The 22,659-nt window shown below is 62.9% G+C and carries 14 protein-coding genes; 6 read left to right on the forward strand and 8 right to left on the reverse strand.

Translation table 11 applies throughout. The features are described from left to right. Positions 1–28 precede the first annotated feature (28 nt). From KA354_17225 to nifA, 5 genes are all read right to left on the reverse strand, one after another. Positions 29–2,209: a glutamine synthetase III gene (locus KA354_17225; GenBank protein ID MBP7936384.1), complete on the reverse strand. Its 2,181-nt coding sequence runs from the start codon at positions 2,207–2,209 to the stop codon at positions 29–31. A 313-nt stretch (positions 2,210–2,522) separates the two neighbouring features. Continuing rightward, a complete protein-coding gene (locus KA354_17230) occupies positions 2,523–3,905 on the reverse strand; it encodes a porin (GenBank protein MBP7936385.1) in 1,383 nt (460 codons plus the stop codon). Positions 3,906–4,402: 497 nt separating this feature from the next. Then, entirely contained in the window at positions 4,403–4,756 is a 354-nt protein-coding gene (locus KA354_17235; GenBank protein MBP7936386.1) for a P-II family nitrogen regulator, read from the reverse strand. Between the two features lie 65 nt (positions 4,757–4,821). Then, positions 4,822–6,456 carry an ammonium transporter gene (locus KA354_17240; protein MBP7936387.1) on the reverse strand — a complete coding sequence of 545 codons (1,635 nt, stop codon included), beginning with the start codon at positions 6,454–6,456 and terminating at the stop codon, positions 4,822–4,824. Positions 6,457–6,684: 228 nt separating this feature from the next. Continuing rightward, positions 6,685–8,262 carry a nif-specific transcriptional activator NifA gene (nifA, locus tag KA354_17245; GenBank protein ID MBP7936388.1) on the reverse strand — a complete coding sequence of 526 codons (1,578 nt, stop codon included), beginning with the start codon at positions 8,260–8,262 and terminating at the stop codon, positions 6,685–6,687. A 229-nt stretch (positions 8,263–8,491) separates the two neighbouring features. Between nifA and KA354_17250 the strand changes: the two genes are divergently transcribed. Next, the gene (locus tag KA354_17250) at positions 8,492–9,649 is read left to right on the forward strand and encodes a hypothetical protein (protein ID MBP7936389.1); all 1,158 of its coding nucleotides are present in this window, start codon (positions 8,492–8,494) and stop codon (positions 9,647–9,649) included. A gap of 6 nt (positions 9,650–9,655) precedes the next feature. Here KA354_17250 and KA354_17255 read toward each other — a convergent pair whose 3' ends face one another. Continuing rightward, complete coding sequence (locus KA354_17255) at positions 9,656–10,168, reverse strand: hypothetical protein (GenBank protein MBP7936390.1); 513 nt, start codon at positions 10,166–10,168, stop codon at positions 9,656–9,658. 179 nt (positions 10,169–10,347) lie between these two features. After that, the gene (locus KA354_17260; GenBank protein ID MBP7936391.1) at positions 10,348–11,628 is read right to left on the reverse strand and encodes a matrixin family metalloprotease; all 1,281 of its coding nucleotides are present in this window, start codon (positions 11,626–11,628) and stop codon (positions 10,348–10,350) included. Between the two features lie 284 nt (positions 11,629–11,912). Between KA354_17260 and KA354_17265 the strand changes: the two genes are divergently transcribed. Continuing rightward, positions 11,913–12,092 (forward strand): hypothetical protein, encoded by a 180-nt coding sequence (locus KA354_17265; protein ID MBP7936392.1) that lies wholly within the window; start codon positions 11,913–11,915, stop codon positions 12,090–12,092. Positions 12,093–12,224: 132 nt separating this feature from the next. Here KA354_17265 and KA354_17270 read toward each other — a convergent pair whose 3' ends face one another. Continuing rightward, complete coding sequence (locus KA354_17270; GenBank protein ID MBP7936393.1) at positions 12,225–13,889, reverse strand: fucose isomerase; 1,665 nt, start codon at positions 13,887–13,889, stop codon at positions 12,225–12,227. Between the two features lie 348 nt (positions 13,890–14,237). Between KA354_17270 and carB the strand changes: the two genes are divergently transcribed. The 4 genes from carB to KA354_17290 all read left to right on the forward strand — a co-directional run. Further along, positions 14,238–18,011, forward strand: a complete 3,774-nt coding sequence (gene carB, locus KA354_17275; protein MBP7936394.1) for a carbamoyl-phosphate synthase large subunit — start codon at positions 14,238–14,240, stop codon at positions 18,009–18,011. Positions 18,012–18,331: 320 nt separating this feature from the next. After that, positions 18,332–19,180: a prepilin-type N-terminal cleavage/methylation domain-containing protein gene (locus KA354_17280; GenBank protein ID MBP7936395.1), complete on the forward strand. Its 849-nt coding sequence runs from the start codon at positions 18,332–18,334 to the stop codon at positions 19,178–19,180. 6 nt (positions 19,181–19,186) lie between these two features. Beyond that, on the forward strand, positions 19,187–19,579 hold the full coding sequence (locus KA354_17285; protein MBP7936396.1) for a hypothetical protein: 393 nt from the start codon (positions 19,187–19,189) through the stop codon (positions 19,577–19,579). Between the two features lie 507 nt (positions 19,580–20,086). Beyond that, positions 20,087–22,659: hypothetical protein (locus KA354_17290; protein ID MBP7936397.1), on the forward strand; the 2,573-nt coding region annotated here is incomplete at its 3' end.

Below are 22,659 nucleotides of genomic sequence, written 5' to 3' on the forward strand. Positions count from 1 at the left end.
CGGTTCATGCCTGCCGATGTTACGGCGGTCACTTGATGAAGAGCATTTCCTGATAGGTTGGCAGTGGCCAGAGGTCGTCGGCCACCATGGTTTCGAGCTTGTCGGCGACGGCACGGACCTTCATCATCGTTGGCACCACTGTTTTGCAGGCGTGCTCGGATTCGGCCTTGAGGTCTTTGGCCTTGTGGCCCAGAAGCTGTTCGAGGGATGCCAGGCTGTCCTGAAGTTCCTTCACCAGGCCGGTCATCAGATCCAGGGTGTCGGTGTCGAAGGTGTAGCCGACCGCCTTGAGGTTGGCGCAGGTCGTAGCCAGTTCGCTCTGGTAGCGAATCGCCGCCGGGAAGATGTAGGTTTTGCCGAGCTTCAGGGTCAGATTCGCTTCCAGGTGAATCACCTTGCAGTACTGCTCGACGTAGATCTCGTAGCGGCTATGAAGTTCCCGCTTCGAGAGGACGCCGTGTTTCTCGAAGATGGCCTCGACCTCCTGGTCAATGATTGCCGGGAGGGCATCGATCGTGGTGCGGAGGTTGGGCAGACCGCGTCTCTCGGCTTCCTCGTGCCATTCCTCCGAGTAGTTGTCGCCGTTGAAGATGATGGCACCGTGTTCGGTCATAATCTTCTTGAGCACGCTCTCCACCGCGCTGTTCAGCTTCTTCGAGTCGCCGCCGGTGGCCTTCTCCAGCTCGGTGGCCACGTAGTCGAGCGAGTCGGCCACGAGGGTATTGAGGGCCACGAGCGGACCGGCAATTGACTGGCTGGACCCTACCGCCCGGAACTCGAACCGGTTCCCGGTGAAGGCGAACGGGCTCGTCCGGTTGCGGTCCCCGGCGTCTTTGGGGATTGGCGGCAGCACATCCACTCCGAGATGGAGGAGCCCGGTCGTCTTGGACGACTTGGCTGCACCGTTCTTGATCTGCTCGAAGACCTCGGTGAGCTGCTCGCCGAGAAACACCGAGATGATCGCCGGCGGAGCCTCGTTGGCCCCGAGCCTGTGATCATTTGCGGCGTGGGCAACGACCGCCCGGAGCAAGCTCGCGTGCTTGTGGACCGCTCGGATGATGGCCGCACAGAACACGAGGAACTGCATATTAGCCTCCGGCGTACCGCCCGGATCCAGCAGATTGCCCTGGGTTGCGTTGCCCATCGACCAGTTCAGATGCTTGCCGGAGCCGTTGACGCCCGCGAACGGCTTCTCGTGGAGAAGGCAGGCCAGACCGTACTTCTCGGCCACGCGTTTCAGCGTAATCATGGTGAGTTGCTGATGGTCGGTGGCGATGTTAGCGGTCTCATAGATCGGGGCAATCTCGTATTGAGCAGGGGCCACCTCGTTATGCCGTGTCTTGACGGGGACACCGAGTTTGAACAGTTCGTGTTCGACCTCGAGCATGCAGGCCAGGACGCGTTCGGGGATCACGCCGAAGTACTGGTCTTCGAACTCCTGCCCCTTGGGCGGCCGCGTTCCGAACAATGTCCGGCCGGCATTGAGCAAATCAGGACGGGCAAAATAGAAATTCCGGTCGATCAGGAAGTACTCCTGCTCCGGTCCCGCGGTCGAGGAAACGAGGGCCCCATCGGTGTGCCCGAACAGCTTGAGAATCCTCTGTGCCTGGGTATTCAGGGCCTGCATCGAACGCAACACGGGCGTTTTCTTGTCGAGAGCCTCACCCGTCCAGGAGAAGAACACCGTAGGAATGCACAATGTCGTGCCGTTGGGATTCTCGAGGATGTAGGCCGGACTGGTCACATCCCAGGCCGTGTAACCGCGAGCCTCGAAGGTGGCCCGGATACCGCCGGAAGGGAAGCTGGAGGCGTCGGGCTCGCCCTGAATCAGCTGTTTGCCGGTGAACTCGACCATGGCTCCGCCGGCGCCGTCGGGGACGAGGAAGCTGTCGTGTTTTTCGGCGGTCAGGCCGGTCAAGGGGAAGAAGACGTGGGCGTAGTGGGTTGCGCCCTTTTCGATGGCCCAGTCTCTCATGGCGGCGGCGACGACGTCGGCCAAGGAAGGATCGAGCTTCTGGCCGGACTCGATGGTCCGCTTCAACGATCTGAAGGTCGGCTTAGGCAGTCGTTTCTGCATCTCGGAGATGCCGAACACGTTGGTGCCAAAAAGTTCGCCGGGCTTATTCTCGATGAAGTTCAGGGGCTTGCTGATTGGCTTGTAGTTGGTGACGGCCGCAATGGCCTGCAATCGTGTTGCACTTCCGCTCATATCATCTCCATCCTGTTGAAAAGAACACCGTTCAGATCGTCCTGAGCCGACAACCGTACACCATCGGCCGGACAGGGTCCAAGCTCGGCCTCGCCCCCCGCACCGTACGGAGAGTGGCTCTGCACCATTCCCGGCGCTCCCGAGCTTCCTGAATCTCTACTTATACATGCGTCGTGCCAAGAACACCCATTCTGATAGCGACACTTAACGCTTTAGCCAGGAATAGGTTACGGGGAGGCGCGTTTGTCTTAGCTGCGCGGAGTCCTACCATTTGGTAGAATAGGGGCCCGTCTATCAACCGTTTGGTAGGTTCTCAGAACTTGTAGACCACGTCAAACGCCGCGGTGAACTGCCCTTCGCGGGCGAAGGGACTGTCGTTCGCCGACCAGTCGCCGCGGAGTTCCGGTCGAATGGTCAGGTTCTTCAAGTAGCGATCGTGCGGAAACGGCGTGATACCCAAACCGGCCGTGGCCTCGAAGAACGTGCCGCGATAGCCGGTTCGCACGCCGTGGTTGTCGGTGAAGACCTCGGCTCGCCCAGTCGTGCTGACATAGTCGTTGATCACATAGTTGAGGTAGTAAGCCAATCCGTACCACGCCGAGTCACGTACCGCCGGAACGTTGCGTTCCCCCAGGGCTCCCGGCACATCGTCCTGGAAACCATAGTCCCCACTGAGCACTTGGGTCAGCTTCTCGGTATAATGATATGTCCACACCGTGTTGAGTAGCACCCGGTTGCCCGGCCAGCCTTCACCCGTTTGTTCGGGTCCGGCGATCGCGTTGAACGCCAACTGCGATCTGGGATTGGCGCCGACGAGGTCATTGCTGGAGAACTGGAAACCACCCATGAACGACGCTCCGTCGTTGTTGTCGTTGAAGACATCCCAGCCTCGCACGACGCCCAAGTAGACGAAATCAGCGGGGTCGAAGAAGTAGCTCAATTTGACACCGGTGTGGGTCAAAGGCTCGGCATAGTTGTACAGGTAACCGTGAGAGTACAAATATGTGTTTGCCGCCGCGGTCGATTCGGCACCGATCGGCGTGAAGAACTTGCCAAAGGTCAGATCGAACCCTTGTCCGTCGCGACCTGTCTTCAACCACATCTCACCATATCCCTGAACAATGTCCGGCTGAACATCGTGGTTCTGTTTGTCCAATAGGCCCGCGGAGTGGGTGAGCCGAGCATCCGTGCCGTACAGGAAAGTGAACGTGCCGCCGATGTCGAACGACTTGTTCGTATCCACCGGACGGTCCAGGAAGAGCATGAGCTGGTTGAGCCGGAGGTTGTGAGTCTTGGCCGATTCAAAGGAGCGGAGCGGGAGTCCCGCTCGGTGATTGCCCGGCCCGTCGAGCTCGAAGGTCATGCCGCTCTCGACGAAACCGTAGGCCCTCAGGCCCAGGTCGCGGATCGGTTTCCCCATCCCGACGGCGTCCAACCCGTCCATGAGCACGCCCGGAGGCCAGGCCGCGGTGGTCTGAGAAGCCGCCGCAGCATCATCGGCTCCCGCCGGTTGCGAGGCCGGAGACTTCTCCGTCGGAGCCTCCTGGGTGCTTGCCGGCGGTTCACTGTCGGCCGCAAGCCGGGCGGTTTCCAGCCGAATCGCAGCGGGTTCGACGGCCAAAGCCGCCGAGGTGAACGGTATTGCCAGGCCGACGGACAGCCATCGCCTTACCAGCATTCGCTTTCTCGTGTGCACGGTCGTGTCTCCTCTGAAGCAAAGGAGGAGTCCGCGCCGCCGCCCGAGGCGCGTTCCGGCGAGGAAGGCGCGGACCCCGTCTTCCCTCGCCTCGAAGCCCTAGAAACCCAACGCAGTCAGTATCCGAGTTTGCACCGCTGCCACCGTGCCCGTCACAAGCGTGTCCGCGAATACGGTGGCCCAGAAGTTGGGCGGGAGGCATCCCCCGCTCAACATGACTCCGCCCAAAGCCGTCATTGCCAACATTCTCGATACTCTGATCATCCTTTTCATCGATGTCTCCTTTCTCATTGGAGCGACGTCAGTCGCAACCGATCTCTGAACAGAATGCGCCCCCGCGGACTCAGTTCATGAGCCTGCCGAGAACCCACCCCACATCAATTGGCTGGAGTGGAAGAAACCTGCTGTGTGGTGCCGGGCACCCGTGTTCTCCGGAACGGCGGTCCACTCACCCACACCATCCCGGCACAGCGGTCTCAGCACCCATCTGTGCCAACTCAGGGGCCGATCGCCACGGTGCCCGTTTCGCCTGTACGGATCTGGACGCAGTCGTCCATGGGCAGGACGAAGATCTTCCCGTCGCCGACCTTGCCGGTATCACCACTTCGCGCGGCACGCACGATCGCGTCGATCGCCGAGTCCACGAAAGCATCGTTTACGGCGATTTCCAGTTTCAGCTTCGGCACCAGTCGAATCACGTGCTGCTGGGCTCGGTACAGCTCGGTGAATCCCTTCTGCCGACCACAGCCACGGACCTCGCTGACGGTCATGAGGTAAACGTCGACCTCGGCCAGTGCTTGCTGGACTTCCTCGAGCTTCTCAGGACGAACAATCGCAACGACCATTTTCATCGCATTCACTCCTCTTCGCGCGGTACCGACCAAGCGCCGCATCGCGAATCCATCACTCGAGCGCCTCAGCTCTCGACAACCTTCGCCGACGCTGGTTTGAACAAGGCCTCAAGTCCCTTGCGAGCCAATTCCCGATCTCCACCGCGGAACCTGAACTTCGTCCCCTTGATCGTCGCCAGGTACGGATACACCGCCTTGAACTCCGGCGAAACCGGCGAGCCGTTATCCTGGCATAGCGACCGCCAGCGGCTGGAAATGCCGTCGAGTTCGATGCCAGCCAGTTCGATCGCAAAGGCCTCACCACGGACAGGCGGGATCGATGCCGCGCGCGGCTCGCGAGCCGCCAGGATGGCCACGTTCTCGCCGCCACCGATCAAGTAGGCTCGCTCGCTGTGCTGGGTGATGTCCATACCCATGATCTCTTCTTCCTGATCGGCACGAACCTTTGTGATCGCATTGACCACGACCAGCAGAATCAGGGTGCCAACGCCGCAGAACACATATGTGGCCAGTACCGCGATTGCCTGCTTGGTGAGCAACGCCAGGCCCCCACCGTGCAATCCACCGGTCAGCGAGGGAATCGCTGAGTTCACCAGCTCGGTGGCGAAGATGCCGGTCAACAGCGCGCCCAGTGTCCCGCCAACCATGTGCACACCCACGACGTCGAGGGCGTCGTCGTAACCCCATCGGGGCTTGAGGGAGACGGCCGTGTAACACACTGCCCCGCCCAGGAGGCCGATGATGATCGAGGCTGCAGGCGTGACGAAACCCGCCGCCGGCGTGACCGCAACCAAGCCTGCCACCGCGCCGGAGGCGACGCCCAGCATCGTCGGCTTGCCCGACCGGAGCCATTCGGCGATCATCCAGCCCAGCGCCGCCGCCGCTGCGGCCGTATTCGTGTTCACGAACGCAGTCGCGGCCAATTCACCGGCCCCACAGGCACTGCCGGCGTTGAATCCGAACCAGCCGACCCAGAGCAGAGCCGCGCCGACGACCGTCAACGGCAGGTTGTGCGGAGCCATCGGTTCATGTCCGTAGCCGAACCGCCGCCCGAGGTAGATGGCCGTCACTAGCGCGGAAACACCGCTCGAAATATGGACCACCGTGCCGCCGGCGAAGTCCAGCGCACCCATCGTGCCAATCCAACCGCCACCCCAAACCCAGTGTGCGAGCGGAGCGTAGATCAGCGTGGACCACAGAACCATGAACAGGGCGAACGCCGGGAACCTCATCCGCTCGGCGAATGTACCTGAGATCAGGGCCGGCGTAATGATCGCGAAGGTTGCCTGATAGATGACAAACAGCATCTGCGGGATGGTCGGCGCCAGAGCGTGGGCTGTCCCGAGTACACTCTTGGATCCATCACCCAGGAAGCCCAGCAAGATCAGGTGCAGATCACCGATGAACTTGCCGCCTCCCGAGAACGAGAGCGAATACCCGAACACGACCCAGGTCACGCTGATCAGCGCGGCGCAGAAGAAACTGTGCATCAAGGTGGAGAGCACGTTCTTCGACCGCACCAGACCACCGTAGAACAAAGCCAAGCCGGGGATGGTCATCATCAGCACGAGGGCGCTGCTGGTCAGCATCCAGGCCGAGTCACCGGTGTCGAATTGGGGCGGTTGGTCGGCGGCCCAGGCCAGGGAAGGCGTGCAGACGATTAGGATGGTGGCCTGGGCGATCCAGCGTTTTGCGTTCATGCTTGCGTCTCCTGAGCAGGTCGATCGGCCCGCGGACCACGGCGGCGCGGGGCAGGTCGTGCATGGGCTGCCAGGGTTAGCATTTGCCGTACCTAAGGCGGGGTGCCGCCCAGGGCGATTTCTATCTCCAGCATTGACAGGGACTTTGACTTTTGGCCGCTCCAGGGGGGGATGACGGGTTCCAGCTGGATTCTACCGATTGGTAGCCTCAGGGGTGGTGTTCTACATTCAGGTGTGTTCCCGGTGGGGAGCGGTCTTGAAGCGTTTCGGTTCGATGCCGTGTTTACGAAGTTTCAGGCCCATGAGTCGTTCGGTGATGCCCAGGACGGCCGCGGCCTTACGCTGATTCCCGCGGGAGGTTTTCAGGGCATCGACCAGGAGGTCATGTTCGATGACCGAGAGGGTTGCGGGGAGGGTGCCGACGTGGACGGTTCCGCTGGCCTCGGCGGTCTGGAGTGTTGGGGGCAGATGGTGGGCGTGGATGACGTCGTCGTTGCTGACCAGGACGGCGCGTTCGATGCAGTTCTCGAGTTCGCGGACGTTTCCGGGCCAATGGTAGGCCATGAGCATGTCGATTGCTGGGGTGGAGATCCGGCGGACGTTCTTATGGTTGGCGCGGCTGTACTTTTCGATGAAGTAGTCGGTGAGCAGGAGGATGTCCGACTTTCGCTCGCGGAGCGGCGGGAGGTGGACGGGGAAGACGTTGAGGCGATAGTACAGGTCGGACCGGAACAGGCCCTGGCCGATGGCCTGCTCGAGATCCCGATTGGTGGCGGCGATGACCCGGACGTCGGCCTTGAGGGTCTCGGTTCCGCCGACGCGTTCGAACTCGCGTTCCTGGAGGATGCGGAGCAGCTTGATTTGGGTGGCGGGCGAGAAGTCCCCCACCTCATCGAGGAAGATCGTCCCCCCCGAGGCCAGTTCGAAGCGTCCCTTGCGTTGGCTGACGGCTCCGGTGAAGGCTCCCTTTTCGTGGCCGAAGAGTTCGCTTTCGACGATTGTTTCGGAGAGTGCGGCGCAGTTGACCTTGACCAGCGGCTTGCCGGCGCGGAGGCTGTTATAGTGGATGGCGTTGGCCACCAGTTCCTTGCCGGTGCCGCTCTCCCCGCGGATGAGGACGGTGGTATCGCTTCTGGCCACCTGGCTGATGAGATCGTAGACGGCGTGCATGGCCCGGGCGTTGCCGATGATGTTAGCCGGGCGGAATCGGTCTTTGAGTTCATCCTGCAGGCGGAGGTTGTCCTGGAGGAGTTTCTGACGTTCCTCCTGGGCCGACTGGCGTAGCCGGACTGCCTGGGCGATCAGGGAAGCGATGATGGCGAGCAGTCGGACATCCTCTTCGAGTCGGACCTCATCGGCGAAGAGGCGGTCGACGCTGAGGGCGCCGATGGCCTCGTTTCCGAGTTTGATCGGGACGCAGATGAATGAGATGTCCTGTTTGCGGAGTCCTTTGCGTGACTGGGTTCGGTCGAGGAACATGGGTTCCTCGGCCACTCGGGGGATGACGGCGGGCTTGCCGGTCTGGATGACCTTACCGGTGATGCCCTCGCCCTGTTTGTAGAGTCCGCGGCGTAGCTGGGCGGGGGACAATCCATGGGCGGCCTCGATGGAGATTTCGCCGGTCTGGCGGTTGAGGAGTGCGAGGGTGCCACGGGACATGCCCATGTGATCGTGGAGGGCCTTGAGGACCGGGCCGACCACGTCTCGAAGATCGAGGCTCTTGTCGAGGGCCTGACTGATCTGGAAGAGGAGCGTCAGTTCCTTAACTTCTTGCCTGACAGTAGGTTGTCTTCCGGCACCTGGCATAAGGTTATCCGATTCCTGCTGGCCCGGAGGCATGCGGCCGGTCGGCTTCGGCCGGCTTGGAGCCGCAGGGGCGTCCGCCTCGGACTTACCGGATGGTAGATTCCAACCGTGGCCGTGTAAAGGGTGCGTAAAGGTCAACGGGGAGACACCTGGCTTGGACGATGATTCAGGGGATCGGGCCTGCGGCCCGACTTGCCTGGGGGGCGGGCTTGGCGTAGAAGGAGAGATGATGAGAGCACAGAGACACCGATGGGGTGCCGTCGTTCTCGGGGTATCCGCGGTCCATGCCTTGGGATGGGTAGGTTGTACGCCGGTCTCGCTCTGGCCATCGGCGGAGGATGGCAACGTTGGGGTGAGCCCGAGCAGCTACCCCAATCTCCGGGTGCAGGGTGATCCGAACGACACGTTTTCCCAGGCCCTGGACGTGATTCTTGACAGTGCCGGGCACGGTCATCTGGAGGGCACGATCAGTTGGGCCGATGACGTGGACGTCTACGCGTTGCCGGCGTTGGCCGCGGGAGACCGCCTCATAATCGATGTGAGTTCCCGGAACACGGAGCTAGACGCGGAAGTCGCGATCTTCGATGAGGGTGGACTCCTCTGTTTCGAGAACGACGATCGGAGCGAGACGCCGGTGCTGCTGGATCCGTTCATCAACCACCTGATCCGGCATGACAGCAGTGTGTATTTCCTGGCGATTGCCCGGTCTCCGCTGGCGGAGAGGTCCTCGTACGGTGCCTATGAGGTCTTGGTTACGGTGACGCGGGGTGGGGAGATTCCTGTCACGGCGGGGCAGATCGTGCTGCTGGATTTCCAGGGTGGCTCGATCACGATTCCCTCGGACAGGACCTACACGACGGGGCCATTTGACGCGGGTGACATATCCATGGTTTATCATGGCCTGACGTCCTCGGTGATAAGCCAGATTGCGGCCGTGGTTCGAGCGAACTACGAGGGTCTGGATCTCGACGTCCGTGTTGTTCCCGGCGACGCGGTGCCGACTGACCCCGGGTACTCGACCATCTACTTTGGCGGCCGTAACCCCGAGGCGTACGGGATCTCGCAGGCGGTGGACCCGTACAACTCGGACAACGGCGATTGCGCGATCGTGTTTGCCTCGAATTTCACGCCGCAGCGGTTTGGGCGGGTACTGACGGCGACGGAGCTTGGCACCGTGATCGGGCACGTTGCCGCCCATGAGTTGGGGCACCTGCTGGGTCTGAACCACGTTGCGAACGTGTTGGACATCATGGACACGACCGGCGGATCGAGCACGCTGCTGGATGATCAGCGGTTCACGACTTCGCCGCTGGACGAGACGATTTTTCCCATCGGCAGCCAGAATGGCTGGATGCTGTTGCTGGAGACCCTGGGGGCGGAGGAGTAGTCGGGCTCAGTAGTAGAGCGTGAGGATCAGGTTCGGCTCGATGTGTTTGCCCTCCCAGGTGCCGACGGTTGTGGTGGCGAACTTGATCGAGACTTCGGGATCGGAATCCAGCCACTCGTTGACCAACTGCTCCATATTGCGGATGGCGCCGTCGGAGAGTTTGGCGTGGAAGATGCGTACCCGGGTTGCCCCGTCTGCGACCTGGTTGAGGGGGCGTTTGAACACCCGGCTTCCGCGGGCGACGGAGTCGGCGAGGCCGGGGGCATGGGTACCATGCAGGGTGGTGCCGTGTGAGGACTGTCCGGAGGGCCGCTCGGGTACTTCGCTTTCCTCGACCAGCTGAAGCGGGACGTCGGCATCGGCAGTGGTCTCCGGTTTCTTCTTTTCGGCCAGGCAGCACGGGCAGAACAGCTCCCCGCTGACACGGGCGGCGAGGCCGCGCTGCAGATGCTCGGGATAGACGCTGGCACCACAGGAAGTACAAGTGAGGACGTTCTCCACTTGGACAGGCGAGCCCATGATTTGTCTCCTTCACATGTGCGGCGCACAACAACGGGATATGTCAGCATTTCCGGCCGGCACGAGGACCCTGTTCAAGAAAGGAGAACCAGCCCCGATGGGTCCTCGTCTCGGCAGCCATTCTCAGTATAGTCCACATCTGGCCGGGATACAAGCGGGCTGGCGGCTTCGCCCAGGGGTCAGTGGGTGACCGGCGGGTCTTCGTAGGCACAGGTTCCCAGGAGGCCGTGGGGGATGTGGAAGTCTTCGGTTGACGCGCCTGCCGGCCGCTGGCGTGCGACCGTCGGTTTTCCGGACGGGACGGGCCCCAAGATTCCGCCAAGGCCCCAGGCCAGGAGCGACGGGGCGTCCTGAAAGCCCACGGGCAGGACCGACGAATGCATGGAAGCGATGCGGAACCACTGATCGTCGAGCATCTCGCGGGCGTTGGCGGTGATGTCCATCAGGTCCTGGACGTCGGCGGTGTGTCGCAGGCCCAGCAAGTGGCCGAGCTCATGGCTGGCGACGTTGGCGAGGCACTGGCTCATCTCCTCGACGCTGGGGAGGAGCGGTTCGAAGAGGGCGAAGGTATCGGTGAAGACGATGGCCGATTCACTCGTATCGTTGTTGTAGGCATCGATGCTGTCGGCCAGCCCGAGCAGATCGGCGTTGTAGGTACCGAAGTAGAGATTGGTGACTGAGCCGGCGGGTATCGCCGCGTCCCCCTGGCGGTAGACCTGGATCCCGAGGCTGGCGTAGTCTTCCTGAAGTCGCTCCAAGACCTGGGCGATGATGGTCTCCGTCTGGCCCGCGAACCGGGAGGAGATCCGGGCGGCGTCGAAAGCCGGCACCTGCACGGGCGATGAACCGCCGATGCGCACATTGTCGGCCCCCGAGAAGTACAGCACGACGGTCTGGGGGTTGTACCCGGGCACGCCGATGCCGGTATCGACCGCGTACTGCACCACATAATCGTAGGAGGTGGCCGAGGACGAACGTCCCGCGACCACGACATAGACGTGCTCACTGGCCTGGCGGAGGACGACGCTCATTTCCCAGGGTACGAGCCAGGTGCCGCTGGTCGACATTTGCTGGAGGAGGTTGTAGTTCTGATCCAGGATTCCCACCAGGAAGCTGCCGCCGTTCGCAGGGCTCAGCCTGATGGTGACTCTGTCGCCGGCGGCAACTGAATCGAAGCGATAGACATCTCTATCGACCGTGGTTGCGCCTCCCGTGATCGTGCCGAAGAAGGTCACGTCCTGGGTATCGGTGATGATGTCTGCGAGCTGGAAGGTATCGTTGGATTCCTGCTCCTGGTAGGCGTCATCTGTTCCCGGCAGAGTTGGCTGATTGCCCAACACCTGGAGGGGCCACAGGGCGGCGAGACCGTCGGCGGGCTGGACCGGACTGCATCCGACCGAAGCCAGCACCACGAGGAGGCTCATGACACCGGCGCGCAGCGAGGCTCTGTCTGAAGACACTGCCGATCCCTTTCCAAAACGCTTCTTCTCCCCGCCCACTGGACTGGAACTCCCGCAACCGTACGATTCAGGTCAAGGGTGAGGCAAACGGATTCGGAAGAAAGTCCGGCCCGGGGTGCGGGCGACGGCCGTCGGGCCGTTCTTATCGGGTGGACGTGTCAGGGGCCTGCCTTGGTGTGGACAGGAGGGGCTGGTTGCCGCGAACATGGCGGCCGGCAGAGCCACGAGAAGATGGAAGGCATGGACATTGAGGCGATCAGGGGGTTGTTTCCGATAACCAGGCGTTGGGGGTCTCTCGACCACGCTGCGGGTGTCCCGTTGAGTGGCTGGGGAAAGAGTACCGGATCGTAGCGGCGCTGGGCCGCGGCGGTCTGCGAGACAGTGTGCGTTTCTACAACACGCTCGAGGAGATCGGCGACCTGATCGAGGTGTTGGGGGCGGGCATTGAGGTCATGGCGGCGTGACGAGAATGTGGGCCGGGGCAAGCGAGCAGGCGACCCGCGGTGTGTCGCGAGCCGCCTGCCGTTGGTTCTGTGCTTGGGGATCGGGTCCGGGCAGAGTCCGGGATGGCGGATCTCTGTCGGTTTGATGCCGCCCTACCAGGCGGCGCCGTTCTTTCGTTTTCCGCAGAGGGACACTTCCATGCCGATAGCGGCGGCCATGGCGGCCCTGGCCAGCAGGGCCTTATCCGCGTCGGCCGCGTTCCTGGCGTAGGCCACCTGAATATGGTTGGCCTTATGCTTGGCCATGAACTGATCGCGAGAAACGCCGTAGGTGACGGCGTGCATGACCGGCCACTGCGGGGTGGTGAGTTTCCAGCGTCGTTCGGTTTCGGCCTTGGGCAGCCTGACGACGGCGCCGCGGCCGATATCCAGTTTGAGCCTGCCGTCCTCGACGAAGACTCGCGACCAGACGATCTCGCCGGGCTTGGAGACGCCCTTGAGGGTACCGCCGCCGAGCCGGAAGTACACGCCGGGCTGTCGTTCGGAGGAAGCCCCTCGCCAGCCGCCGATCAGGTGGGCCGGGGGCACGGCGCCGCTGATTTCGAGGACCCACACGTAGTCCTTGATGGTGCCGGTGGCATCCCAGTCTCCCCAGCGGACATCGTGGAGCGTGTTCTCGACCGGCTGGCCCATGGCCTTATGGACGCGGTAGATCATGAGGCCATCGAGGCCTGCGCACTCATCGACCTCATTGAAATGCGGCAACGGCTCGCCGGGGTAGAGGATGCGTTTTCCGTCCCGGCTCTTGACTGGGGGGCGGTCCTTGTTGTTGAGGGTTCCCTCGACCAAGTCGCTGGCCGGCAGGAGGTCTTTGAGGCCCTGCTGGTACTGGATGCCGATGGTGGCGCAGCCGAAGTCGTCGGCGATGCGCATGGCGGCGATATACATCTTGCATTGAAGGAGGATCTGCTGGTTGGTGAGGTGTTTCCTGGGATCTGGCCCGGTGACGAACCTGATGCCCTTGGCGTCGTACCACCTGCGGACAGCTTTGGCCTCAGTGTCACTCACCTGGGTGGTCTCGTAGTAGAGCGCCGACTGGCTGAGTCGCTCCTTGTAGACGCCGGTCGGGTGCAGCAGTTCGTCGGGGATGATGGCGTTGTACATTCCCATGCAGCCCTCGTCGAAGATGCCCATGATGGCTTTTTCGATCTTGAGCTGGGCGGCGAGGGCCTGGCCGAGTTTCCTCTCGGGGCCGGGCACCCTGATCCTGGACAGGGGCTTGACGTGGCTGATCCTGTGCTGAACGGAGCCGGTCTTGAGCCAGGTTTTGAGTTTCTCCCTGAAAGCCGGACTGCTGAAGTCCTCGGCCCAGAGCGTGGAGTACTTTTTGCCCGCCTTGGTGAGTGAGCCGTTGAGGTTCAGCATCCCGACCAGTCCGGGCCAGGTGCCCGACCAGTTGGCCACGGTGCAGATGGGGCCCTGGTGGGTCAGCAGGCCTGGAAGCACGTGGTGGGTGTACTGCCAGACCGCTTCGGCCACGATCAAGGGTGCCTTGGGGTCGATGCGGGCGAAGATGGACATGCCCTGCTTCTGAGAGCTGATGAAACCGTGCTTCTCCTTGGGGTTGTACGGATGGGCCCGGACGATCCTGTAACCGAGCGAAGCGACCGCCTTGCCCAGGGCTTTCTCCATCTCATTCTGGGCGGCCCAGCAATCCTGATTGGCTGAGAGACGTAAATCACCGCTGGCAACCAGCAAAACCTGCTTGTTCTTCACGTTTGGCTTCTTGGCGAGTTTAGGCAACTTGTAGCTGGACATGTGATTGAGTATCCCCATGCAGGGGGTTGCATTGCCTCGGGTTCCACACCGGGCAAGGCCTCTGCTATGTGATTATGTACTGTCGGCGGTGGATTTGTGCAAGTGGCGGGTATCGCATAGACTTCCCGCCGGCCTGGGGTGCAGGTCCGCGCGCCGGGACTAGCCCGAGGGGTGACTCTTTACGTCTGGAGTACTCCCGGGGGTGTGTTCCCGGGGCTTAGCGAGCCGATTGGCATCGCCTCTTGCCGGGGTGAGCGGAGGCTGGATTCTGCGACTGAGGGCCACGTCCAGGTTAGTCTGACGGCCGGCCGGCGCCGGGGTTGTGTTGCGTCACGGGTGGAGCAGTCGATGCCGAGAAGGAGAGATCTCGACAGTGTGATGATCATCGGGTCGGGTCCGATCGTGATCGGGCAAGCCTGTGAGTTTGACTACTCCGGAACGCAGGCGTGCAAGGCCTTGCGGGAGGAGGGCATCCGGGTGGTGCTGTTGAACAGCAATCCGGCCACGATCATGACGGACCCGGAGATGGCCGACCGCACCTATGTTGAGCCGATCACGCCGGAGGCGATCGACAAGATCCTGGGCTTGGAGCGGGCTCGGGGCACGCCGATCGACGCCATACTGCCCACGCTCGGGGGGCAGACCGGTCTGAACTGTGCGGCCAAGGCGGCGGACGCGGGGATTTTGGACAAGCACGGGGTAACGCTGATCGGCGCCACCCGGGCCGCCATTCACAAGGCCGAGGACCGCACCGAGTTCAAGAATGCCATGCTACGGATCGGCCTGGACCTGCCCCGTTCGGGGATTGCCCACACCTGGGAGGAATGCCAGGCGATCGTCAAGGACATCGGTTTGCCTTGCGTGATCCGCCCGGCCTACACGCTGGGCGGGACCGGTGGCGGGTTCGCCTACGCCCCGAAGGAGTACGAGACGATCTGCAAGCGAGGGCTCGAGTACTCGCTGAACAGTGAGGTCTTGATCGAGGAGAGCTGCCTGGGCTGGAAGGAGTACGAGCTCGAGGTCATGCGTGACCGGGCGGACAACGTGGTGATCATCTGCTCGATCGAGAACTTTGATCCGATGGGCGTGCACACGGGCGACTCGATCACGGTGGCCCCGGCCCAGACGCTGACCGACAAGGAGTATCAGCGGATGCGGGATGCGGCCATCGCCATCATCCGCGAGATCGGTGTGGATACGGGCGGCTCGAACATCCAGTTTGCGGTGCATCCCGACACCGGCCGGATGATCGTGATCGAGATGAACCCGCGTGTTTCGCGGAGTTCGGCCCTGGCCAGCAAGGCGACCGGCTATCCCATTGCCAGAATTGCCGCCAAGCTGGCCATCGGGTACACGCTGGACGAGATTCCCAACGACATTACCAGGAAGACGCCGGCCAGCTTCGAGCCGACCATCGACTACGTGGTCACCAAGATTCCGCGCTGGGCCTTTGAGAAGTTTCCCGAGGCCGACGAGACGCTGACCACGCAGATGAAGAGCGTAGGCGAGGCCATGTCCATTGGGCGGACATTCAAGGAATCGCTGCAGAAGGGTATCCGCTCGATGGAGATCAAGCGATTCGGTCTGGGGCTGGACGCCAACGACGCGTGGCTGACGGCCATGCGAAAAGCCGAGAAGTCGAAAGCTGAAAGCCGGCAGAGAGAAGGCCAAGGCAGCGGGCAGACCGGGGATGATGACGATGCGACCATTCGCGGCTGGCGCGAGGGTGAGCCGCCGGCCGACACCCAGGAGAAGCGGGCGGGCGACTGGCCGATCCCGGTGGATGTTCTCCGGGACAAGCTGCAGCGGCCGTGTCAGGGCCGGCTCTACTACATTCGCTACGCCTGCAAGATGGGCTGGACCACGGAGCAGATCTTTGAGGCGAGCAGGATTGACCCGTGGTTTCTGGACAACATCAAGGAGCTGGTCGAGTTCGAGCAGGAGTTGTTGCATGTTGCCCGCGACGCCCTGGAGGTGGGCCAATGCATGGACTGGGCCCACGAAGTGATGGCGTGGTGCGACGGCGTGCGCACCTCGGACCAGGCGGCTGACAGTTTTCCCGAGCGTCCGGGGAGGCTGGGCGAGACCTGCGAGCGGCTCGCCGAGGTCGTGATACACGCCAAGCAATGGGGATACTCGAATGTCCAGCTGGCCACGGTGTTGGGGGTTTCCCCCGAGCGGGTGCGTACGTTCTGCCGATGGTGCGGTGCCCAGCCGGTGTACAAGCTGGTCGACACCTGCGCGGCGGAGTTCGAGGCGTACACCCCCTACTACTACTCTTCCACGGAAAACCCGCCGGGCACCCGCGAGTTGTTCGGCATCACGAAGGACCTGCCGCCCGATATCGAGATCCGGCTCACCGGTTCCGGGGGCAGGTCCGCGGTTCTCCCTCCGGAGCTGATGGCGGTTTGCGGCACCGATTCGATCCCGATGCCGGATGACGAGATCCGCGTCACCGAGAAGCCCAAGGTGGTCATTCTCGGTGGAGGTCCCAACCGCATTGGGCAGGGCATCGAGTTTGACTACTGCTGTGTCCATGCGGTCATGGCCGCCCGCAAGCTCGGCTACGAGACGGTCATGATCAACTCCAATCCGGAGACCGTCTCGACCGACTATGACACCAGCGACCTTCTCTTCTTTGAGCCGCTCACTCACGAGGACGTTCTCAACATCTGCGAGCGACTCAACGGCCGTCCGCTCGGCCCGGGGCGGGCCGCTCGGGGGTCATGCGGAGAGGAGTGGGAGTCGGGTCGGAGCGGAGGTCTGCTGAAGGGGGTCATTGTCCAGTTTGGCGGGCAGACGCCGCTGAACCTGGCCATGGGTCTGAAGCACGCGGGCGTACCCATCCTGGGCACCACGCCGGAGAGCATCCACCTGGCCGAGGACCGCGAGGCTTTCGCCCGAGTGCTCAACGAGCTTGGTCTGCGCCAGCCGCCCAACGGTATCGCGTTCAACCTGGAGGGTGCGGTCGAGATTGCCCGGGAGATCGGTTACCCGGTGCTCGTCCGGCCGTCGTATGTACTTGGCGGCCGGGGCATGCAGAAGTGTCACCTCGAAGCGGACCTGGTTCGCTACATGCAGGACGCTCTCCAGGCCACTGATCGCAGTGCCACGGTGGACGAGAAGCACCCGGTCCTCATTGACCACTTCCTCACCGAGGCGATCGAGGTGGACGTGGACTGCATCAGTGACGGCAAGGACGCGGTCGTCTGCGGTGTCATGGAGCACATCGAGGAAGCCGGCATCCACAGCGGCGACAGTGCCTGCGCCTTACCCCCCTACTCGCTCCCGCCGAGCCATGTGGACGAACTCAGGAGCCAGACGGTCGCCCTCGCCCTGAAGCTCGGTGTCCGTGGACTGATGAACATTCAGTTTGCCCTCAAGGATGACGTCGTCTACGTTCTCGAGGTGAACCCGCGGGCGTCGCGGACGGTACCATTCGTCAGCAAGGCGACCGGGGTGCCGTGGGCGAAGCTGGCCACAGAAGTCATGCTCGGCCAGTCGCTGGTCGAGGTCATGAATGAGCGTGGCCTGTCCGACGCCCCGTGGCCGCGGCACATTTCGGTGAAGGAGGCGGTTTTCCCGTTCAACAAGTTTCCGGGGGTGGACTGCATTCTGGGGCCGGAGATGCGTAGCACGGGCGAGGTCATGGGGGTGGACTTCTCGTTTGGCTTGGCGTTCGCCAAGGCCCAGATGGCGGCCGGCAGTGCGTTGCCGACGAAGGGCACGGTGCTGATCAGCGTGAACGATCACGACAAGCCGCTGATTGTGTCGATTGCCCGGGAGTTCGCGGAGATGGGATTCCGGATCATTTCCACCAAGCGGACGCGTGAGGAGCTGGTCAAGTGGGGTATCCGGGCGGAGCTGGTGTACAAGGTTCAGGACGCGCAAGGTCCCTATCTGATCAACATGATCAACGCGGGCGAGGTTCATCTGCTGATCAACACGCCGATCTTCTGGGGCAGTGCTGCCACCGAAGCGCGGATCCGCTCGGCGGCGGTGATGCACAACATTCCGCTGGTGACGACCATGGCGGGGGCCAGGGCGGCGGTGCAAGCGATACGGGCGCTGCGTCAAGGGGAGTGGATGGTACGGGCCCTACAGGATTACTGCCCGACCTGACCGATGGCGTGCGGCACCTGGCCGGCGACGGGCATTCACCGACGCCCGCCGAGATTCCTCGCTTGCGTGCCGGGGGCTTGCCCAAGCGACCACGGGGTTGGGCGCGGCCGCCCAGGCTGCCTGGGGCCCGCCCCGCCTTTCACCTGGCGGGGAAGAGCACGGGGTGAGCTCATTGCACGGTAGGCGGATGTTGGTACACTAAAGAGATCAACCCGTTTGTGGGAGCAGCCGTTAGGCGAGGGTTCTTCGTCTGCAGACAGCTCGTACGATGGTCGGCTCATCCTGAGGTTGGGGGGGCAGGAGAATGTTGCATGACACCCATGGCGGTCGATTGCTCCGGCAGGGTCAAGCGGCTCCGACCGGGTTTCACGCTGATTGAAGTGCTGGTGGTGGTGGCGATCATCGCCCTGCTGGTTGCGATTTTGCTGCCGTCGCTGACGCGGGCCCGGGAGTCGGCCCGCCGGGCCGTTTGCGCGGGTCGCTTGCACAACATGGGCCTGGCCGTTCTGGAGTATGCGCACTCGAACCAGGGGAAGGTGATCCAGTGCCGTGAGGCCAGCGTGCAGGTCGCGATCGATCCGCGTCTGGCGGCCCCGGGAACAGGCGGGGCCAGCACCCCGTCCTGGTACTACGTGGATTGGCAGGGGGCGGCCAAGAAGCACCACCTCGACAAGGAGTTATGGGAGTGTCCGAACCGCGCAGGCGTATTCGGCTACGAAGGGACCCCGAGCGTGGCGGAGCAGGGATACACGGCGGCGGCCCTGAGGGCCGGCGGTTACCGGGTGACCGAGGGGACTGACTACGATCAGTGGATCATCGGCTTCCAGTATTTTGGCGGGATCAAGACCTGGCGAACGTCGATCGGGGAGTTCAAAGGATGCTCGCCTCTAGACACCAGTTCCAAACCGCAATGGGCGCTGGCCGCGGATGCCAATCTGAAGGTCGACGGTTACTGGGGCGGGGGTCGTCCATCGGCTTTCGGCTGGATACCGCCTCATCCGGGCGCGGGGGGCGTGCCGGAAGGTGGGAATGTTCTCACGTTTGATGGAGCGGTCAGCTGGATCCGGTTGGTCCGCATGATTCCGATTCACTCCTGGGAACCGACGACGCGGGTGTGCTACTGGTATCAGGCCGACTTGGGTGAATACGGCGTGGCTCGGCGGCGTTAGGCGAGCATGAACAAGAGAGTGCTGATTCCCCTGGCTGTTCTCGCGATCGGTGGAGCCGTGGTGGCCATCGTCTATGGCATTCGATCGTCGATTCAGCATCCCTATGAGCGGGTGAGTTATCCGTATATCTGCAAGGGCTGCGGGGTTGTCTTCGACGTGAGGGAGCTCAGGAAGTCGGCTGACCTGTGGCGGATTCCGCCCGGGGCGCCGTCCGACTCGGTGGTGATCTGCATCAAGTGCAACAAAGGCTGGGCCTACCCGGTGGCGAGATGTGAGACGTGCGGGACGGAGCACATCCTGCATCTATGCCGCGACTCGCGGTGCCCGAAGTGTTTCCCGCAGGCCGCCGAGGCTGGAAAGAAAGCCGGCGTCGATGTGTTCTTCAGGCGGCCCGGCTGACCGGCATTCGTGCTGTTTGCTGGAGAGCTGGCATCGTGGCTGAGGGCCCCTTCCGGCTGCCGGTTGATTGTCTGGGGAGGTTGGGCGAGAGCGTTTGCAGAGGGGCGGCCGTCGTCTGGTCAGCGATGGACTTGCAGGTTCAGGCGGGGCGGGCTAGCCGGGCGGCGTGGCCGAAGGGAGGTTGGCGGGGAGAGCCGGATTTTCCTTGCGTGGGGGCCCAGGTGCGGGCTATTATGGGAACAAACCGGGGTATGGGGGTTTCCGCCCTGCGCGGGTGGATTTGTCTTTGCAGTGGAGAGGAGCATTCAGCAGCCGTTGACCGGTTCGGGATGATCTCTTCCGCTTCGGCTTTGTCGGGGCGGCGAGGCTCGCGGGCATCCGAGGTTACGCTTCCGGCTCGCCGCAGCCTTGTTCCGGATGTACCCGGCACTTCGCTCGCGGCCTCAGTGGTACCCGGTCGAACGGTTGTTCGTCGTTGCGGTCTTCGACCAAACAGAGGAGGTGCACATGACACGTCTCATCGCCGCCACAATCATCTTGATCCTGGCCATGGCCACCGCAGTCCAGGCAGAGATCGTTTACGTTGACGCAACGCCCAATGGCACGGGCGCCAATGTGACCGTTCAAGGCGCGACGCCCACCGAGGATGCGCCGGCCAATTTCATGCTGGACGAGGAGGATTCGGCCACCAGCCCGGCCGAGTCAGACGCGGACGGCATCTGGGGTGAGCGCAACCGCACGGCCATGAACGGCGGGAATGTCCTCGTCGCGAAGGGCCCGACGGACGGGACTGACGACGGCGATGGCATTCTGTGGACGAGCACGCCGACGCTGGCCGCCGGCACCTACAACGTGTACTTGTTTTTCTGGAACAACAGCAACGGCAATGGAATCTGGGACATCTCCGCGGCGATCGGAGAGTTGAACAGTTTTGACGGTCTGACGGACTACACCAAGAACAACGCCACCAACATCGCCAACGCCACGCAGTTTGACGGCTATGACCTTCCCACGACCCTGAAGAAGGCTGACGGCGCGCAGAACCTGTTTGCCGTCAAGCTGGGCCAGGTCGTTTTGAGTAGCGACAGCGTGATCACGGTTTCCACAGCGGGCCGTCTGCAATCATCGACCACCACTGAGAACCGGACATGGTTCGACGGCATCGGGTACCAGAAAGTGGAGACCTGTGGTGAGATTCCGGTGGTGACGATCCAGAAGCCGGTTTTCCCCGGCGCGACGACGGTGACTGTCACCGGGGTGTCGCCGCAAGCGGAGTCGGTCAACGTCTACCTTGACCCGGCGACGCTGGTCGGTTCGGCCGCGGGCAGCCCGCCGAACACACCGGCGAGCCTGACCGTCACCCTGAATCGGTCCGCGGCGTTCAGCGAAGTGTTTCTCGGCCGCCAAGTCGTGGGCGGTGTCGAACAGTGCGGGGTAGCTCCGACGGTGAGGGTCATCGTTCCGCGGATCACCTATGTGGACGCGGTGCCCAACACCACCGGCAGCGACGGCAATACGACTGTGGACGGCAGCCTGGTCAACACCGGCGAAGGCGGCAACGTGGCCACCGGCAAAGACGTCGGCGGGCCGGGCGACGACGGCCTGTGGTACCTCCGCCCGCGACCGATGACCAACGCCGAGACGGTCTGGGAGGCCCCGGAAGTCGTGTCACCCCTTGTGACCACCCTGTCTCTGCCTGCCGGCACCTATCAGCTTTACGGGCTGTTCTGGAACAACGCGAGCAACGACGGGGTATGGGACGTGGCATTCAGGGTCGGGTCGGGCCATTCGTTCGTGTTCGGCAAGGGCAACGCGACGCTTTCGACCCCTGACGGCAGCGAGTTCACGAACGCCACACCCGTTTCCACGCGCGACGCCACGCAGTGGATGCTAATCGCTCCGCTGGGCCAGTATGAGGTCGTCGGCTCGATCGAGATCCGCATTGACTCGCCGCAGCGCGGGACCTCGGGTGATGAGCGGACCTGGTACGACGGTATCGGCTATGAACTGGTTGACCCGGCGACGCCGCTGCCTGTGTCGGACGGTTTCGGCGACGGCGACCGCGACAATGACGGCCTGCTTGACGATCCGGACGGAATGGGCAGTGGTCTTCTTGATGATCCGGCCGACGTGGGCCTCCAGTGGTCGCGTGTGTTCCGGACCGGTTCCGAGAACCACACCCTCCGGGTCGCCCATGACCTGGCGGCTCCTGACGGGCTGGGCGACGACAACGCCCTGCAGGTGAGTGTCACTGGGAACCAAGCTTACCAAGTTGCCGGTTTTCCCCCCAAGCTCCTGGCCGATGCCGGTGAGTTCATCCGGCTGACCGCCCAAGTCCGCTTCACCAGTATGACCGATTACCGCGACACGCTCCGTTTCGGTCTGCTCAACCAGGGGGTCACATCCGTCACGCTGGACCAGCTCACGCCGGCGATCATTGAGGATGACTGCAGCTACTTCGCCACGGTCGCCACCGGCGCGGTCGGTGCGACGGCCCGCATCGCCGCCAACTCCTCCGGCGGAGCGGACGGCTCCATCTTCGGCATCGACGAGAACCTCGTGACCGAGAACCCGTTCGGCCGGATGATCAACGACAACCTCCCGCACACCCTCTCGCTGACGGTTATCCACGCCTTTGGTGATAGCGCGTTGATCGACTACTCGATCGACGGCAGCACGGCCCTGCGCGGACAAGATCTCTCTCTGCCAGTTTTCTACTTCAATGGGGTAGGCTTCGGCAGCGTCCCGTCCCCGGGCATCAGCTATCATCTCGATGATGTGCTGATCGAATCGGGTGTGGCCACAACCTGCGAGGCGATTCCCCCAGTTACGGTCGAGAGTATCATCCCCTCCGATGCGACGGATGTGGTGGTCAACGGCATCGTGTCGGAGGCGGAGCAGGTGAACGTTTACCTCGACGGAAGCCTGATCGGTTCGGCAAGCGGGAGTCCGCCCGGGACGCCGGCCACGCTGACGGTCCCGATCAGCGCAAGCCCTCCGCTGAGCGGCCTGGTCACGGCCGGGCAGGTGGTGAACGGGGTGGAGAGCTGCTGGCCCGCGCCAAGCGTGCAGGTCAACAA

Source organism: Phycisphaerae bacterium, from assembly GCA_018003015.1.
Classification (GTDB): Bacteria; Planctomycetota; Phycisphaerae; order UBA1845; family PWPN01; genus JAGNEZ01.

Bases quoted from the DNA above. Each gene is read 5' to 3' on its own strand.
- KA354_17225 (MBP7936384.1), bottom strand. From the start codon at position 2,209: ATGAGCGGAAGTGCAACACGATTGCAGGCCATTGCGGCCGTCACCAAC.
- KA354_17235 (MBP7936386.1), bottom strand. From the start codon at position 4,756: ATGAAAATGGTCGTTGCGATTGTTCGTCCTGAGAAGCTCGAGGAAGTC.
- KA354_17240 (MBP7936387.1), bottom strand. From the start codon at position 6,456: ATGAACGCAAAACGCTGGATCGCCCAGGCCACCATCCTAATCGTCTGC.
- nifA (MBP7936388.1), bottom strand. From the start codon at position 8,262: ATGCCAGGTGCCGGAAGACAACCTACTGTCAGGCAAGAAGTTAAGGAA.
- KA354_17250 (MBP7936389.1), top strand. From the start codon at position 8,492: ATGAGAGCACAGAGACACCGATGGGGTGCCGTCGTTCTCGGGGTATCC.
- KA354_17255 (MBP7936390.1), bottom strand. From the start codon at position 10,168: ATGGGCTCGCCTGTCCAAGTGGAGAACGTCCTCACTTGTACTTCCTGT.
- KA354_17270 (MBP7936393.1), bottom strand. From the start codon at position 13,889: ATGTCCAGCTACAAGTTGCCTAAACTCGCCAAGAAGCCAAACGTGAAG.
- carB (MBP7936394.1), top strand. From the start codon at position 14,238: ATGCCGAGAAGGAGAGATCTCGACAGTGTGATGATCATCGGGTCGGGT.
- KA354_17280 (MBP7936395.1), top strand. From the start codon at position 18,332: ATGGCGGTCGATTGCTCCGGCAGGGTCAAGCGGCTCCGACCGGGTTTC.
- KA354_17285 (MBP7936396.1), top strand. From the start codon at position 19,187: ATGAACAAGAGAGTGCTGATTCCCCTGGCTGTTCTCGCGATCGGTGGA.